Below are 14261 nucleotides of genomic sequence, written 5' to 3'. Positions count from 1 at the left end.
CCACGCCGACCGGAACGCGACCGGACCGGCCCGTCGCCGGAGCACTGAGGCGGTACGACCGGTGGAGGCACAACCGCCGCCGATCGGGTGATTCGACGTGGCCGGAGGCCGCGGGGTCCGGGACCCCGCGGCCTCCGCCGTGTCCGGGGGCGGGTGCGCCGACGGACTACGGCCGCAGGCGCAGGCCGCGCGGGGTGGCGTGGAAGCCCGCCTCCTCCAGGGCGCGGCCGAGCTCCGAACCGAGGGCGGGCTCGCCGTTGGCCCGCTCCACCGTGACGCTGCCGAGCGCGCCCCCGCGGACGGCGGCGGCCAGTGCTCCCGCCGCGAGCGCCCGGGTGCCCCCGTCCTCCGGCCAGGCCAGCAGGGACTTGCCGCCGCGCTCCACGTACAGCGCCAGCTCGCCGTCCACCAGGACCACCAGGGCGCCCGCCTTGCGGCCCGGGCGGTGGGCCGTGGACTCCTTGCCGCCGGGGGCGGTGGGCGGCTCGGGCCAGGGCAGGGCGGCGCCGTAGGCGTTCGCCGGGTCGGCGGCGGCCAGCACCAGCGTCTGCGGCGGCTCGGTGGCCGGGGCGGCCGGCCACTCGGTGGCCGCGGTGCGCTCCAACCGGCCGTTGACCGAGCGCAGCCGGTCGGCCGCGCCCTCCATGGCGAACTGGGCGCCGCCCAGGCCCTCGACGAAGTAGCCCCGACGGGCCCGTCCGCGCTCCTCCATCGCCGCCAGCACCCGGTAGACCCCGGCGAAGCCGCCGGGCACCCGCTCGGCCGCGACCGCCCCCCTGGTGAGCAGACCGTGCCGGTCCAGCAGGTTCTGCGCCTGCGCGGTGGCCCGGACCGTCGGGTCGGCGGCGAGGGCGGGCAGCAGCGACCAGCGCCCGGCCACCGTCGGCGGGCCGCTGCGCAGGGCGCCGCCGGGGCGGCCCAGGGCGCGGCCGGCGGTGCCGTAGCGGCCGCGCGGGGTGGACCGGGGCGCGCGGTGGGCGGTGGCGCCCGCCGTCCGACCGGAGCCGAGCAGGGCGCGCAGCGGGGCGAGGGTGTCGTTGGTGACGTAACCGGCCCAGACCAGGTCCCAGAGGGCCTCGACGACCGCGGGCTCCGGGGCCTCCTCCGGCAGCTGCTGGACGAGTTGGCGGAAGAACAGGCCGTAGCCGCCCGCCAGCGCCGACATCAGGGCGCTGTGCAGCGGGGTGAGCGCGGGCGGGACGGGCTCGGGCCGCAGCAGGTGGGCGTTCTCGGTGAGGTGGAGGCTGAGCCAGCCGTCCTTGCCGGGCAGCGCCCCGGCGCCGCACCAGCCGATCTCGCCGGCCGCCGTCAACTCGTCCAGCAGGCCGGGGGAGTAGTCGGCGAGCCGGGCCGGGAGGACCAGCTTCTCCAGGGCGGATGCGGGCAGCGCGGTGCCCTGCAGTTGTTCGACCACCCGGAGCAGACCGTCCGGGCCGCGCAGCCGGTGGCCGGCCAGGTGCTGCCACTGCGGGAGGAAGGCGGCCAGGGCGCGCGGCGGGACCGGCTCGACCTCCTGGCGCAGGGCCGCCAGCGAGCGGCGGCGCAGCCTGCGCAGCACCTCGGCGTCGCACCACTCCGGTGCGGTGCGGTCGACGGGGGCGGCGCCGAGCGCTTCCGGCGAAGGGTGCCGGCGGGCGGTGGGCGGGAGGAACTGGCCCTGGACCAGGCGGCCGGCGGCGGTGAGGCGGTGCAGCGCGCCGGTCACGACGGCGCTGCCCAGGCCGTAGCGGGCGGCGGCCTCGGCGGCGGTGAACGGGCCGTGGGTCCGGGCGTGGCGGGCGATCAGATCGCCCAGCGGGTCCTTGACCGGCTCGGTGAAGGCCTCGGGGACGCCGACCGGCAGCGGGGTGCCGAGTGCGTCGCGCAGCCGCCCGGCGTCCTCGATCGCGGCCCAGCGCTGGTCACCGGCGATCCGGACCTGGATCACCCGGCGGGCGGCCTCCAGCTCCAGCGCCCAGAGCGGTTCGGCGCCGCGGGCGGTCAACTCGGCCTCGGTGAGCGGGCCGAGCAGGCGCAGGGCGTCGGCGACGCCCTCGGCGTCCTTGATCCGGCGCTCCGGGGTGAGGCGCTGGAGTTCGGCCTCCAGCTCGGCGAGCACCCGGGGGTCGAGCAGTTCGCTCAGCTCGGCCTGGCCGAGGAGTTCGGACAGCAGCCGGGAGTCCAGCGAGAGGGCGGCGGCGCGGCGCTCGGCGAGCGGGGAGTCGCCCTCGTAGAGGAACTGGGCGACGTAGCCGAAGAGCAGCGAGCGGGCGAAGGGCGAGGGTTCCGGGGTGGTGACCTCGACCAGCCTGACGGCGCGGGATTCGAGGTCGCCCATCAGCTCGACCAGGCCGGGGACGTCGAAGACGTCCTGCAGGCACTCCCGGACGGCCTCCAGGACGATCGGGAACGAACCGTACTCGGAGGCGACTTCGAGGAGTTGGGCGGCGCGCTGGCGCTGCTGCCACAGCGGGGTGCGGCGGCCGGGGTTGCGGCGGGGCAGCAGCAGGGCGCGGCCGGCGCACTCGCGGAAGCGGGAGGCGAACAGGGCGGAGCCGCCGACCTGGTCGGTGACCAGCTGCTCGATCTCGCCGGGCTCGAACAGGGCGGCGTCGGCGCCGACCGGGGCCTCGTCCGCACCGGGCCGGGCGGACGGGGCGGCGGGGGCGGCGAAGTCGAAGTCGGGGGAGAGCAGGTCGGCGTCGGGCAGGCGGAGCACGATGCCGTCGTCGGCGTGCATGACCTGTGGGTCCAGGCCGTGCTTCTCGCGCAGCCGGGCGCCGAGGGCGAGGGCCCAGGGCGCGTGCACCTGGGCGCCGAAGGGGGAGTGGATGACGATCCGCCAGTCGCCGAGTTCGTCCCGGAAGCGCTCGACCACGATGGTGCGGTCGTCCGGGAGGTGGCCGCAGGCGGCGCGCTGTTCGGCGAGGTAGTCGAGCAGGTTGGCGGCGGCCCAGTCGTCCAGCCCGGCCTGCTTGAGGCGTTCGGTGGCGGCCTCGGGCTGCAGCGCCCCCAGTTCGCGGGTGAACGCGCCGAGGGCGCGGCCGAGTTCGAGCGGGCGGCCGAGGGTGTCGCCCTTCCAGAACGGGAGCCGGCCGGGGATGCCGGGGGCGGGGGTGACGAGCACCTTGTCGTGGGTGATCTCCTCGATCCGCCAGGAGGTGGTGCCGAGGGTGAACACGTCGCCGACGCGGGACTCGTAGACCATCTCCTCGTCGAGCTCGCCGACCCGGCCGCCGCCTTTCTTGGGATCCGTGCCGGCGATGAACACGCCGAACAGGCCGCGGTCGGGGATGGTGCCGCCGGAGGTGACGGCCAGGCGCTGGGCGCCGGGGCGGCCGGTCACGGTGCCGGCCACCCGGTCCCACACCACGCGCGGGCGCAGCTCGGCGAAGGCGTCCGAGGGGTAGCGGCCGGCCAGCATGTCGAGGACGGCGTCGAAGGCGGACTGGGGGAGGGTCGCGAAGGGCGCGGCGCGGCGGACCACGGCGAGCAGGTCGTCCACCGGCCAGGAGTCCAGGGCCGTCATCGCGACCAGCTGCTGGGCGAGCACGTCCAGCGGGTTGCGCGGGATGCGCAGCGCCTCGATCCGGCCGGCCCGCATCCGCTCGGTGACCACCGCCGACTGCACGAGGTCGCCGCGGTACTTGGGGAAGAAGACGCCGGTGGAGACGGCGCCGACCTGGTGGCCGGCCCGGCCGACCCGCTGCAGGCCGGAGGCGACCGAGGGCGGGGACTCGACCTGGACGACGAGTTCCACGGCGCCCATGTCGATGCCCAGCTCCAGGCTGGAGGTGGCGACCACGGCCGGCAGCCGGCCGGCCTTCAGCTCCTCCTCGACCAGGGAGCGCTGCTCCTTGGAGACGGAGCCGTGGTGGGCCCGGGCGATGACCGCGGGCGCGCCCTTGGCGGCGCCGGAACCGCCCATCAGCTGGGCCGGGGCGTGCGCCCCGGGGGTGACGGTGCCGGTGGCGCGCTCGTGGGCGATCTCGTTCAGCCGGTTGCACAGGCGCTCGGCGAGGCGGCGGGAGTTGGCGAAGACGATGGTCGAGCGGTGCGCCTCGACCAGGTCGACGATCCGCTCCTCGACGTGCGGCCAGATCGAGGTCTGTCGCTGCGGGTCGCTGTCGGCGGCGCCGCCGGTGGCCGGTGCGGCGGGCAGGTCGTCCAGGTCGGGGACGGGGACGACCACCGAGAGGTCGAAGTCCTTGTCGGCGGGGGGCTGGACGACGACGGCGCCGCGCTGCGGGCTCAGGAAGCGGGCGACCTCCTCGACCGGGCGGACCGTCGCGGACAGGCCGATCCGGCGCGCCGGGCGGTCCAGCAGCTCGTCCAGCCGCTCCAGGGTGAGCGCGAGGTGGGCGCCGCGTTTGGTGCCGGCGACGGCGTGCACCTCGTCCAGGATCACCGTGTCCACCCCGCGCAGGGCTTCCCGGGAGGCGGAGGTGAGCAGCAGGAACAGTGACTCGGGGGTGGTGATCAGGATGTCCGGCGGGTGGGTCGCGAAGCGGCGGCGGTCGGCGGCCGGGGTGTCGCCGGAGCGGATGGCGACCTGGACCTCGGGCTCGGGCAGGCCGAGCCGGACGGCGGCCTGGCGCAGGCCGGTCAGCGGGGCGCGCAGGTTCCGTTCGACGTCCACCGCGAGGGCCTTGAGCGGTGAGACGTAGAGGACGCGGCAGCGGCGCTTGGTCTCGGCCGGCGGCGGGGTGCTGCTGAGCCGGTCCAGGGCGGAGAGGAAGGCGGCGAGCGTCTTGCCGGAGCCGGTGGGGGCGACCACCAGGACGTCGGTGTCCCGTCCGATGGCGCGCCAGGCCTCGGCCTGGGCGGTGGTGGGGGCGGAGAAGGCGCCGGTGAACCAGGCCCGGGTGGTCGGGGCGAAGCCGGCGAGCGGGTCGTCGGCGGGCGGGATCGGGTGCTGGGGCGCCATGCCCCCATGGTGCCGGGTGGGACCGACAACCGGGCGCGGGGCGGGGCCGGCGGGCGGGAGCGTCCGGGGAGGCGGGGTGCGGCTGGGCCGTCCCGGGAGGCGGGGGGTGCAAGCCAGGGGGCAGAAACGACAATCCGCTCATATGGTGATGATTCGGATGCTTGATCCATTCGTGACCCACCGGAACGACGAGCGGAGACCGTGCGATGGCGCAGGCGCACCCGCCGGGCAGGCCCGCCCGCGCCGCCCGGCGCCGCCGGGTCGGCGGGCCCGCCCGGGCGTTGCTCGCGATGCTGCTCACGGCCCTCGTGCTGGGTGGGGCCGTCCCGTCCGTGTCCGGGCCCGGGCGGTCCTACCTCAGCTACCTGGTGCTGGCCGAGCGGGAGGACGCGTCCGGGGCGGCCCGGGCCGGGGCGGAGAGCCGGGCGGCGGGTGGGCAGGTGGTGCAGGAGTACCCGCAGATCGGGGCCGTCCTGACGTACGCGACCGGGAGGTTCGCGGACAAGGTGCGCAGCCGGCCCGGGATCGCCGCCGTCGGCGCGACCCGCACCGCGCCGGTGGTGGCGCCGCCCCGGGCGGTGGACGGGGCCGGGGACTTCACGGTGGGCGCGGACCGGGGCGCGCACGGGGCCGTCGGTGCGGACGCCCTCGGCGCGGTCCGCGCGGTCCGCGCCGGGGACGACCGGGCGGCCGGGTCGGGCACCGCCACCGTGCCCGACCCCGCCGAGGGCGGCGCCTGGAACCTCGCCATGCTCGGCGCGACCGCGCTCCGCACCGGCGACGCCTCCCCGGGGCCGAACAGCGCCCCCGCGGGCGTCGTGCCGGACCCCGAGGCGCTGCACCGGGTGCTGGTCGCCGTGCTGGACTCCGGCGTGGACGACACCCACCCCGACCTGCGCGCAGCCGTCGACCCGAAGGCCTCCGCCTCGTGCGCCGACGGCCGGCCCGACGCCCGCACCGGCGCCTGGCGGCCCGACCCCGGAGTGGGGGAGAGCGGCCACGGCACCCACGTCGCCGGGATCGTCGGCGCCGCCCGGGACGGCCGCGGCGTCACCGGGGTCGCGCCGGGCGTGCGGATCGCCGCCGTCCGGCTGCTCGGACCGCTCGGGCAGTACTACGCCGAGAACATGGTCTGCGGGCTGCTCTGGGCCGCCGATCACGGCGCCAAGGCGGTCAACAACAGCTACTTCGCGGACCCGTGGAAGTACAACTGCCCCGAGGACCGGGACCAGGCCGCGCTGACCGCCGCCGTCGGACGGGCCGCCGGGTACGCCCGGAGCAAGGGCGCGGTGGTGGTCGCCTCGGCGGGCAACGACGCGCAGGACCTCGGCGCCCCCCGGACCGACGAGCGCAGCCCCAACGACCGGGTCTCCGGCCCGGCGCAGACCCGCTACCTGGGCACCGAGTGCGTCCGGCTGCCCGGCGAACTGCCCGGCGTCGTCACCGTCACCGCCGTCAACCGGGACGGCCACCCGTCCGCCTACACCAACTTCGGGCGCGGCCGGGTCTCGCTGGCCGCCCCCGGCGGCGACCCGGACGGCGGGCCGCAGAACGCGATCGTCTCCGACTGGCCCGGCGGCCAGTACGCGGCGCTGGCCGGCACCTCGATGGCGGCCGCGCACGTGACCGGCGCGGTGGCGGTGGCGGCCGCACTGCACCCGGACTTCGACTCGGACGCGCTGGCGGCGCTGCTCGCGAACACGGCGGCGGCGGGCTGCCCGCCCGGACCGTACGCCTGCGGGGACCGGCAGTACTTCGGGGCGGGGCTGCTGGCACTGCCGCGGTGAGCCCGGGGGCGCACGGGGTCACGGGCCGGGCGGGGTCCGGGGCCGGGCGGAGACGGGCCGGATCGGGCGGGGTCGGGTCTGCGCAGGCGGCCGGGCGGTGGCCGGTCCGGGGCGCGGGTGGCCGGTCCGGGATACTTGGGGCATGAGGCTGACGGAGTTCTGGCGACGGATGCACGCGCACTTCGGGGAGGCGTACGCGGAGTCGTTCGCGAGCGACCACGTGATGAGCGAGCTGGGCGGGCGGACCGTGCGCCAGGCGCTGGAGGCGGGCTGGGAGGCCAAGGACGTCTGGCGGGTGGTCTGCGAGACCCAGGGGGTCTCGACGCTGCTGCGCTGACCTCCGGGGTCCGCTCCGGGCCTCCGGGCATGGGACAGACTGTCCCGGTGACAAGCAGCGCAGAACAGAAGAATTCGGACAGGGCGGTGCGGGCCGCCGGGGGTGCGCGGGCCGGTGACGGTGCGCGGGCCGCCGGAGGGCCCGCCGACGACGCCCGGAGCGGTGGCGAGCGGGAGGGCGGCGGCGCCCTGGGGGGCGGCGGGATGCCGCGCTGGCTGCCCAGGGCGATGGTGCTGTTCCTCGTCCTGGTCGGACTGTTCCAGCTCGCGGACTGGGCCTTCCGGCAGCTGATCGACCTCTTCGTGATGCTGCTGGTGGCCTTCTTCCTCTCGCTCGCGCTGGAGCCGGCCGTCGACCGGATGGCGGCGCGCGGGGTGCGCCGGGGGGTCGGCACCTTCCTGGTGTTCGTTGCCGTCGGGGTCGCGGTGGCCGGGTTCCTCGCCGCGCTCGGCACGCTGCTGGTCGACCAGGTGGGCAAGATCGCCGGAGACCTGCCGCACCTGGTCGACAACCTGATCGGCTGGGTCAACCGGACCTTCCACCAGGACCTCTCGCTGGACGAGCTGCAGAAGCGGCTGCTCAAGGACTCCGGCACCATCGAGAACTACGCCCAGCAGGCCGCCGACAACGTCTGGGGCGTCTCCTCCTCCGTGATCGGCGGGCTCTTCCAGGCCTTCACGGTCGGGCTGTTCACCTTCTACTTCACCGCCGAGGGACCGCGGGTGCGCCGGACGGTCTGCTCGCTGCTGCCGCCCGCCAGGCAGGGTGAGGTGCTGCGGGCCTGGGAGATCGCGCTGGCCAAGACCGGCGGCTACCTCTACTCCCGGGCGCTGCTCGCGGTGGTGTCGGCCGCCGGGCACTGGGTGATGTTCGCGCTGCTGGACCTGCCGTACGCGGTGGCGCTGGCGATCTGGGTGGGCGTCATGTCGCAGTTCGTGCCGACCATCGGGACGTACCTGGCCGGTGCGCTGCCGGTGTTGGTGGCGCTGACCGTGGAGCCGGTGGACGCGCTCTGGGTGCTGGTCTTCGTGGTGGTCTACCAGCAGGTCGAGAACTACCTGCTGCACCCGAGGATCACCGCGCGGACCGTGGACGTGCACCCGGCGGTGGCCTTCGGCGCGGTGATCGCGGGCGCGGCGCTGCTCGGTGCGGTGGGCGCGCTGATCGCGATCCCGGCGGCGGCGACCCTGCAGGGCTTCGTCGGGACGTACGTGCGGCGGTACGAGGTGGCCACCGACCCCCGGATCGACCGGGGCGAACAGCGGCGGGCCCGGCGGGAGCTGCGCCGGGAGGCGGCGCGGCGGCTGCGGCGGATGGTCGGAGGGGACGGGGAGTGAGACGAGGGCGGCGCCCCGGGGGCGGGACCCGGGGCGCCACCCTGCCGACGTGCGACGCTTGAATCGAACAGATGTTCTTTGTACTCTCCGGCGAAGAGTTTTCCACAGGCCGAGCCCGGTCGGACTCGTTTGTCAGTGGGACGCGCTAGCGTCGATGACGATGAAGCGCACAGCACAGAACCCGAGGGAAAAAGCCATGGCAGGTACGGACCGCGAGAAGGCCCTGGAAACCGCGCTCGCCCAGATCGAGCGGCAGTTCGGCAAGGGCTCGGTGATGCGCCTGGGCGAGAAGGCCAATGAGCCCGTCGAGGTGATCTCCACCGGGTCGACCGCCCTGGACGTCGCCCTCGGGGTCGGCGGCATCCCGCGCGGCCGAGTGGTCGAGATCTACGGCCCCGAGTCCTCCGGCAAGACGACCCTGACCCTGCACCTGGCGGCCAACGCCCAGAAGGCCGGCGGCACGGTCGCCTTCGTCGACGCGGAGCACGCGCTCGACCCGGAGTACGCAAAGAAGCTCGGCGTGGACACCGACGCCCTGCTGGTCAGCCAGCCGGACACCGGTGAGCAGGCCCTGGAGATCACCGACATGCTGATCCGCTCCGGCGCGATCGACCTGGTGATCATCGACTCGGTCGCGGCGCTCGTCCCGCGCGCCGAGATCGAGGGCGAGATGGGTGACTCGCACGTCGGTCTGCAGGCCCGCCTGATGAGCCAGGCGCTGCGCAAGATCGCCGGTGCGCTGAACCAGTCGAACACCACCGCGATCTTCATCAACCAGCTGCGCGAGAAGATCGGCGTGATGTTCGGTTCGCCGGAGACCACGACCGGTGGCCGGGCGCTGAAGTTCTACGCCTCGGTCCGGCTGGACATCCGCCGGATCGAGACCCTGAAGGACGGCACCGAGGCGGTCGGCAACCGCACCCGCGTCAAGGTGGTCAAGAACAAGGTCGCCGCGCCGTTCAAGCAGGCCGAGTTCGACATCCTCTACGGCGTCGGCATCAGCCGCGAGGGCGGCCTGATCGACATGGGCGTCGAGCACGGCTTCATCCGCAAGTCGGGCGCCTGGTACACGTACGAGGGCGACCAGCTCGGCCAGGGCAAGGAGAACGCCCGCAACTTCCTGCGGGACAACCCGCAGCTCGCCGACGAGATCGAGCGGAAGATCAAGGGCAAGCTCGGCATCGGCCCGAAGACCGAGGAGCCGGCTGCGGGCGAGGCTGACGCGGCCGCGGCCGCGGACGCAACCGCGAAGCCGATCACCGCGACCGTCGCCAAGACGGCCGCGGCGAAGAAGACGGCGGCGGCCAAGGCCTGAGCCGTTGACGCAGTACGACACGGTGGGCGGCGGCCCGGCGGGCCCGGAGGACGACGACCACGGGCCGCCGGACTGGTTCGCCGCGGTCGCGGAGGAGCCGGAGCCCGCGCCGGAGCCTCCCGCGCCGTCGCGCCCCCGCCGGGGGCGGCGGGAGCGGCCGTCCACCGCGCAGAGGACATCCGGCCGGGAGCCGGAGTTCGACCGGGCCCCGGCCCGGGCGGTGCGCGGCGCGGCGCCCGGGCAGGGGCCGGCGGAGGCCTCGGTCGAGGCGCTCGGGCTGGTCTCAGCCTCCGAATTGCCCTCCGGCCGCCGTCGCCGGCGCTCGGCCCTGGCTGCCGAGGAGCCCGGAGCGGGCCTGCCCGGCCCCGCGTCGACGGGCACGGACCACGGCCGGGACGACGACGAGGCGGCCGGTCACGGGGGTGTGGCCACCTCGGCCCCCCGCTCCGGCGCCCGCCGGGGCCGCACCCGGCGCGGGCGTTCCGCCGAGGGACTGCCGGACGACGGACTGCCGGACGAGGGTCCTGCGGGTGGCGGGCTGCCGGCTGGCGGGCTGTTCGGTCAGGAGCGCGCCGGTCGTGCCTCCCGGAAGCAGGCCGAGGAAGCGGTCGATCCGGAGACCCGCGCCCGGGACATCTGCCTGCGGCTGCTGACCGGCGCCGCCAAGACCCGCAAGCAGCTCGCCGACGCCCTGCGCAAGCGGGAGATCCCGGAGGATGTCGCCGACGAGGTACTCACCCGGCTCGAAGAGGTCGGGCTGATCGACGACGGCGCCTTCGCCGCCGCCTGGGTGGAGTCCCGGCACGCCGTCCGGGGCCTGTCCCGGCGGGCGCTGGCCCAGGAGCTGCGCACCAAGGGGGTGGCCGCCGATCTGGTCGATCAGGCCGTCGCCCAGGTCGACCACGACGACGAGACGGACGCGGCCCGGGCCCTGGTCGAGCGCAAACTGCGGTCCACCCGCGGCCTGGACCGGCAGGTCCGCACCCGGCGGCTGGTCGGCATGCTGGCCCGGCGCGGCTACTCCGAGGGGCTGGCGTTCCGGGTGGTGCGCGCCGCGTTGGACGAGGAGCCGGGCGGCCTGTCGGAAACGGAGTGGGAGTAGTGGCGGTTTCGTGGGCTTCTTGGTGGTGACCAGGCCAAGTCTTGACCGTTTCGTGACCCCCACCTAGCCTCGCCTTCAGTGCCCGGGGCGCCTCCGGACGGCGGCCCGCGCAGGGGACGAGGAGTGGGCGGCATGACGATGTCGGTGGGCGCCGGACCGAGCGGCGCGCTGCCGGCGATCGCCGGTTCGGCGGCTCTCCTCCTGGCCGTGCTCGTGGTGTTCGCCGGGCTGCTCATCAGACGGCTGCGGGCGGACCGGCGCAGCGCGCTGGCCCAGGCCGAGCGGGCCCGGCACCGGGCCGAACAGCAGACCGCCCGGCAGCAGGCCGAACTCACCCGCCGTGAGGAGCAGTTGGCCGAGGAGCTGCGCAGGCTCCGCCGACGCGAGGACGAACTGGCCGAACGCGCGGCCGAGTCGGAGCGCTCCCGGGCCGAGGCCGAGGCGCTGGTGACCCGCCGGGCGGCCGCCCTGGAGCGGGCCGCCGGGCTCTCCGCCGAGCAGGCCCGCGCCGAACTCCTGCACGAGGCCGAGGCCTCGGCCCGGTTGGCGGCCGCGGTCACCGTCCGGGAGATCGAGCGCAAGGCCAAGGAGGAGGGCGAGCGCCGGGCGCGGTCCGTCCTCGCCGTCGCCATCCAGCGGCTGGCGACGGAGCAGACCGCGGAGACCGCCGTCAGTGTCCTGCGGCTGCCGAACGAGGAGATGAAGGGCCGGATCATCGGCCGCGAGGGCCGCAACATCCGCGCCTTCGAGGCCGTCACCGGAGTGAACCTGATCGTCGACGACACCCCGGAGTCGGTGCAGCTGTCCTGCTTCGACCCGGTCCGCCGGGAGACCGCCCGGCTCACCCTGCAGCAGCTGGTCGAGGACGGACGGATCCACCCGACCCGGATCGAGCAGCTCCACGAGCGCAGTCGCGCGGAGATCGAGCTGAGCTGCGTCCGGGCCGGCGAGGACGCCCTGCTGGACGCCCGGGTCGGCGCGATGCACCCCGAACTCGTCCGCACCCTGGGCTCGTTGCGCTACCGGGTCTCGTACGGGCAGAACGTGCTCGGGCACCTGCTGGAGTCCGCGCACCTGGCCGGGATGATGGCCGCCGAGCTCGGCGTGGACCCGGAGCCGGTGCGGCGCGCCGCGCTGCTGCACGACATCGGCAAGGCGCTCACCCACGAGGTCGAGGGCAGCCACGCGGCGGTCGGCGCCGAACTCGCGCGGCGCCACGGCGAGTCTCCGGAGGTGGTGCACGCGATCGCCGCGCACCACAACGAGGTGGAGCCCGAGACCGTCACGGCCGTGCTGACCCAGGCCGCGGACGCCTGCTCGGGCGGTCGGCCCGGGGCGCGCAAGGAGTCGCTGGAGCTGTACGCCCGTCGGCTGGCGCGGCTGGAGGAGATCGCGCGCTCGCACCCGGGCGTGGCCGACGTCTACGCGATGCAGGCCGGCCGCGAGGTCCGGGTGATGGTCCGTCCGGACGCGGTGGACGACCTCGGTGCGGAGCTGATCGCCCGCGAGGTCGCCCGGCAGGTCTCGGCCGAGCTGACCTACCCGGGGCAGATCCGGGTGACCGTGGTCCGCGAGAGCCGCGCGACGGCGGTGGCGAGCTGACGGGTCGGCGGCGGCACTAGCTCGGGCTGTCGACCTGCTGCGGGGCGTGGCGGTCGGCGAGCCGGGGTTCGCGGTCGGACCGGGGTTCGAGGTCGGGCCGGGGCTCGGGTTCGGCCTCGGACTCCGGGGCCGGCGCGAGGGTCGCCGGGCCGCCGCGGGCGCGGTCGGCAAGGGCGAGCAGGTCCTCGGCGACGGCACCCTGGGTGACGCCGACGAGGTGGCCGTCGGGGCGGATCAGCAGGACGGTGTGCGGGCCGGCGCCCGGGTAGTCCTCGGTGACCAGCACCTCGGCGGGGACCGGCAGGGCGGCGGCGACCTCGGCGAGCCGGGGCATCAGCCCGGCGCCGAGCCAGTGCTCGGACGACCAGACGGCGGTGCCGGGGGCGACCAGCAGCAGCAGGAAGGTGGCGCCGAGCCGGGCGTGCAGGTGGTCGGGGGTGCCGTCGGTGGCGAGCACCGGCAGGTCCGGGACGAGCACGCCGGGGGCGGTGGCGGGCAGCAGCTCGCTGAGCGAGGTGGTGCCGCGCGAGCCGCGCTGCACCGGGACCCTCCCGGGGACGCCGGAGGGCGCCGCCGGGTAGGCCGGCGCGCCGCCGAAGCGGCCGGTGCCGAGCTGGCCGTCGGCGAGCAGCGGGGCGTGCTTGCGGAAGCCGCCGACCAGCAGCGAGCGCCGGGTCTGCTGCCAGCCGCGCAGCGGGCGCAGCAGCGGCATGGACTGGTCGACGGCGCGCAGCCGGGCGCCGACCGCGCCGCGCCGTTCGGCCTCGTAGCCGTCCAGCAGCGAGCCGCCGGGCTGCGGGCCGCCGGAGTGGAGGTGCCAGGCGAGGGCGAGCCGCCAGGCGAGGTTGTCGGCGTCGCGCAGCCCGTCCGTGAGGTTCTGCATGCCGAGCGCGCCGTGCAGGTGGGCGGCGTCGCCGGCCAGGAAGCAGCGGCCGACCCGGAAGCGGGCGGCGAGGCGCTGCTGGGCGGTGTGGTCGGCGGCGGCGAGCAGCTCGAAGCGGGGGAGTTCGCCGCACCAGCCGGTGAGGGTGGCGGTGACCCGGGTGAGCAGGGTGTCGCCGGTGACGATGCCCGGCCAGGTGGCGTGCGGGTCGACCGTCTCGGTGGGGGCGGGGCGCCCCGGGGGCAGCCGCCAGTCGAGCCGCCAGATGCCGTCCGGCAGCGGACGGGCAGAGGCCTCGCGGTCGCCGCGCCACGGGGGCTCGCGGTGCAGCCGGGCGCCGTCGAAGGGCAGGTCGACCCGGACGGTGGCGATGGCGTTGCGGTCGACCGCGGGCCGGCCCGGGAAGCGGATCTTGAGGAGCTTGCGGACGGTGGATCTCGCGCCGTCGCAGCCGACCAGGTGGCTGCCGCGCCACCAGGTGGCGGCGCCGTTCTGGGTGCCCACGGTGCGGATGCTGACGCCGTCCCGGTCCTGTTCGAGCTCGACGACCCGGTTGAGCGGGACCAGCTTGATCAGCGGGGTGCCGGTCAGGGCGTCGCGCAGGCCGCGCTGGAGGCGGTGCTGGGGGAGGTGGAAGGTGGGCGAGTCGGTGAGGTCGATCCGCAGCACTTCCTGGCGGCGCCGCCAGATGGTGAAGGAGTCCCAGAGGGCGGAGTCGGAGACCGCCCGCGGGTAGCCGATCCGGGTCAGGAAGGCGGCGGTGTCGGCGCCGACGACGAGGCTGCGCGGGCCTTCGGGGCAGAGCCCGGAGCCCTCGTCCAGGACGATGGTCGGCACCTCGTGCCGGGCGAGGGCGAGGGCCAGGGCCAGACCGACCGGTCCGGCCCCGACCACGATCACCGGGTCCATGAGGGGACCTCCGGGCACGAACCGGCCGATCGGCCGGCGTCAGTTACCGCTGCCGCATATGCCGCGTGGATGCTCCCGGGAGG

The 14261-nt window shown here is 75.9% G+C and carries 8 protein-coding genes; 6 read left to right on the top strand and 2 right to left on the bottom strand.

Going from position 1 to position 14261, the window contains the following annotated elements; all coding sequences use genetic code 11:
• Positions 1-166: 166 nt before the first annotated feature.
• A complete protein-coding gene (locus tag ABT048_RS23400) occupies positions 167-4906 on the bottom strand; it encodes an ATP-dependent helicase (protein WP_350523400.1) in 4740 nt (1579 codons plus the stop codon).
• A 206-nt stretch (positions 4907-5112) separates the two neighbouring features.
• Between ABT048_RS23400 and ABT048_RS23395 the strand changes: the two genes are divergently transcribed.
• From ABT048_RS23395 to rny, 6 genes are all read left to right on the top strand, one after another.
• Positions 5113-6693 carry a S8 family serine peptidase gene (locus tag ABT048_RS23395; protein WP_350523399.1) on the top strand — a complete coding sequence of 527 codons (1581 nt, stop codon included), beginning with the start codon at positions 5113-5115 and terminating at the stop codon, positions 6691-6693.
• Positions 6694-6835: 142 nt separating this feature from the next.
• Entirely contained in the window at positions 6836-7030 is a 195-nt protein-coding gene (locus ABT048_RS23390; protein WP_350523398.1) for a DUF3046 domain-containing protein, read from the top strand.
• A 47-nt stretch (positions 7031-7077) separates the two neighbouring features.
• A complete protein-coding gene (locus ABT048_RS23385; RefSeq protein ID WP_502894063.1) occupies positions 7078-8367 on the top strand; it encodes an AI-2E family transporter in 1290 nt (429 codons plus the stop codon).
• Between the two features lie 196 nt (positions 8368-8563).
• Positions 8564-9682, top strand: a complete 1119-nt coding sequence (gene recA / locus ABT048_RS23380; protein ID WP_350523397.1) for a recombinase RecA — start codon at positions 8564-8566, stop codon at positions 9680-9682.
• 4 nt (positions 9683-9686) lie between these two features.
• Complete coding sequence (locus tag ABT048_RS41710; protein ID WP_502894062.1) at positions 9687-10784, top strand: regulatory protein RecX; 1098 nt, start codon at positions 9687-9689, stop codon at positions 10782-10784.
• A gap of 132 nt (positions 10785-10916) precedes the next feature.
• On the top strand, positions 10917-12386 hold the full coding sequence (rny, locus tag ABT048_RS23370; protein ID WP_350523396.1) for a ribonuclease Y: 1470 nt from the start codon (positions 10917-10919) through the stop codon (positions 12384-12386).
• Between the two features lie 16 nt (positions 12387-12402).
• Here rny and ABT048_RS23365 read toward each other — a convergent pair whose 3' ends face one another.
• Complete coding sequence (locus ABT048_RS23365) at positions 12403-14178, bottom strand: FAD-dependent monooxygenase (RefSeq protein WP_350523395.1); 1776 nt, start codon at positions 14176-14178, stop codon at positions 12403-12405.
• Positions 14179-14261: the final 83 nt, after the last annotated feature.

This window comes from Kitasatospora sp. NPDC096140 (assembly GCF_040303045.1).
Taxonomy (GTDB): domain Bacteria; phylum Actinomycetota; class Actinomycetes; order Streptomycetales; family Streptomycetaceae; genus Kitasatospora.
This window is presented reverse-complemented; position numbering and strand designations above follow the sequence as displayed.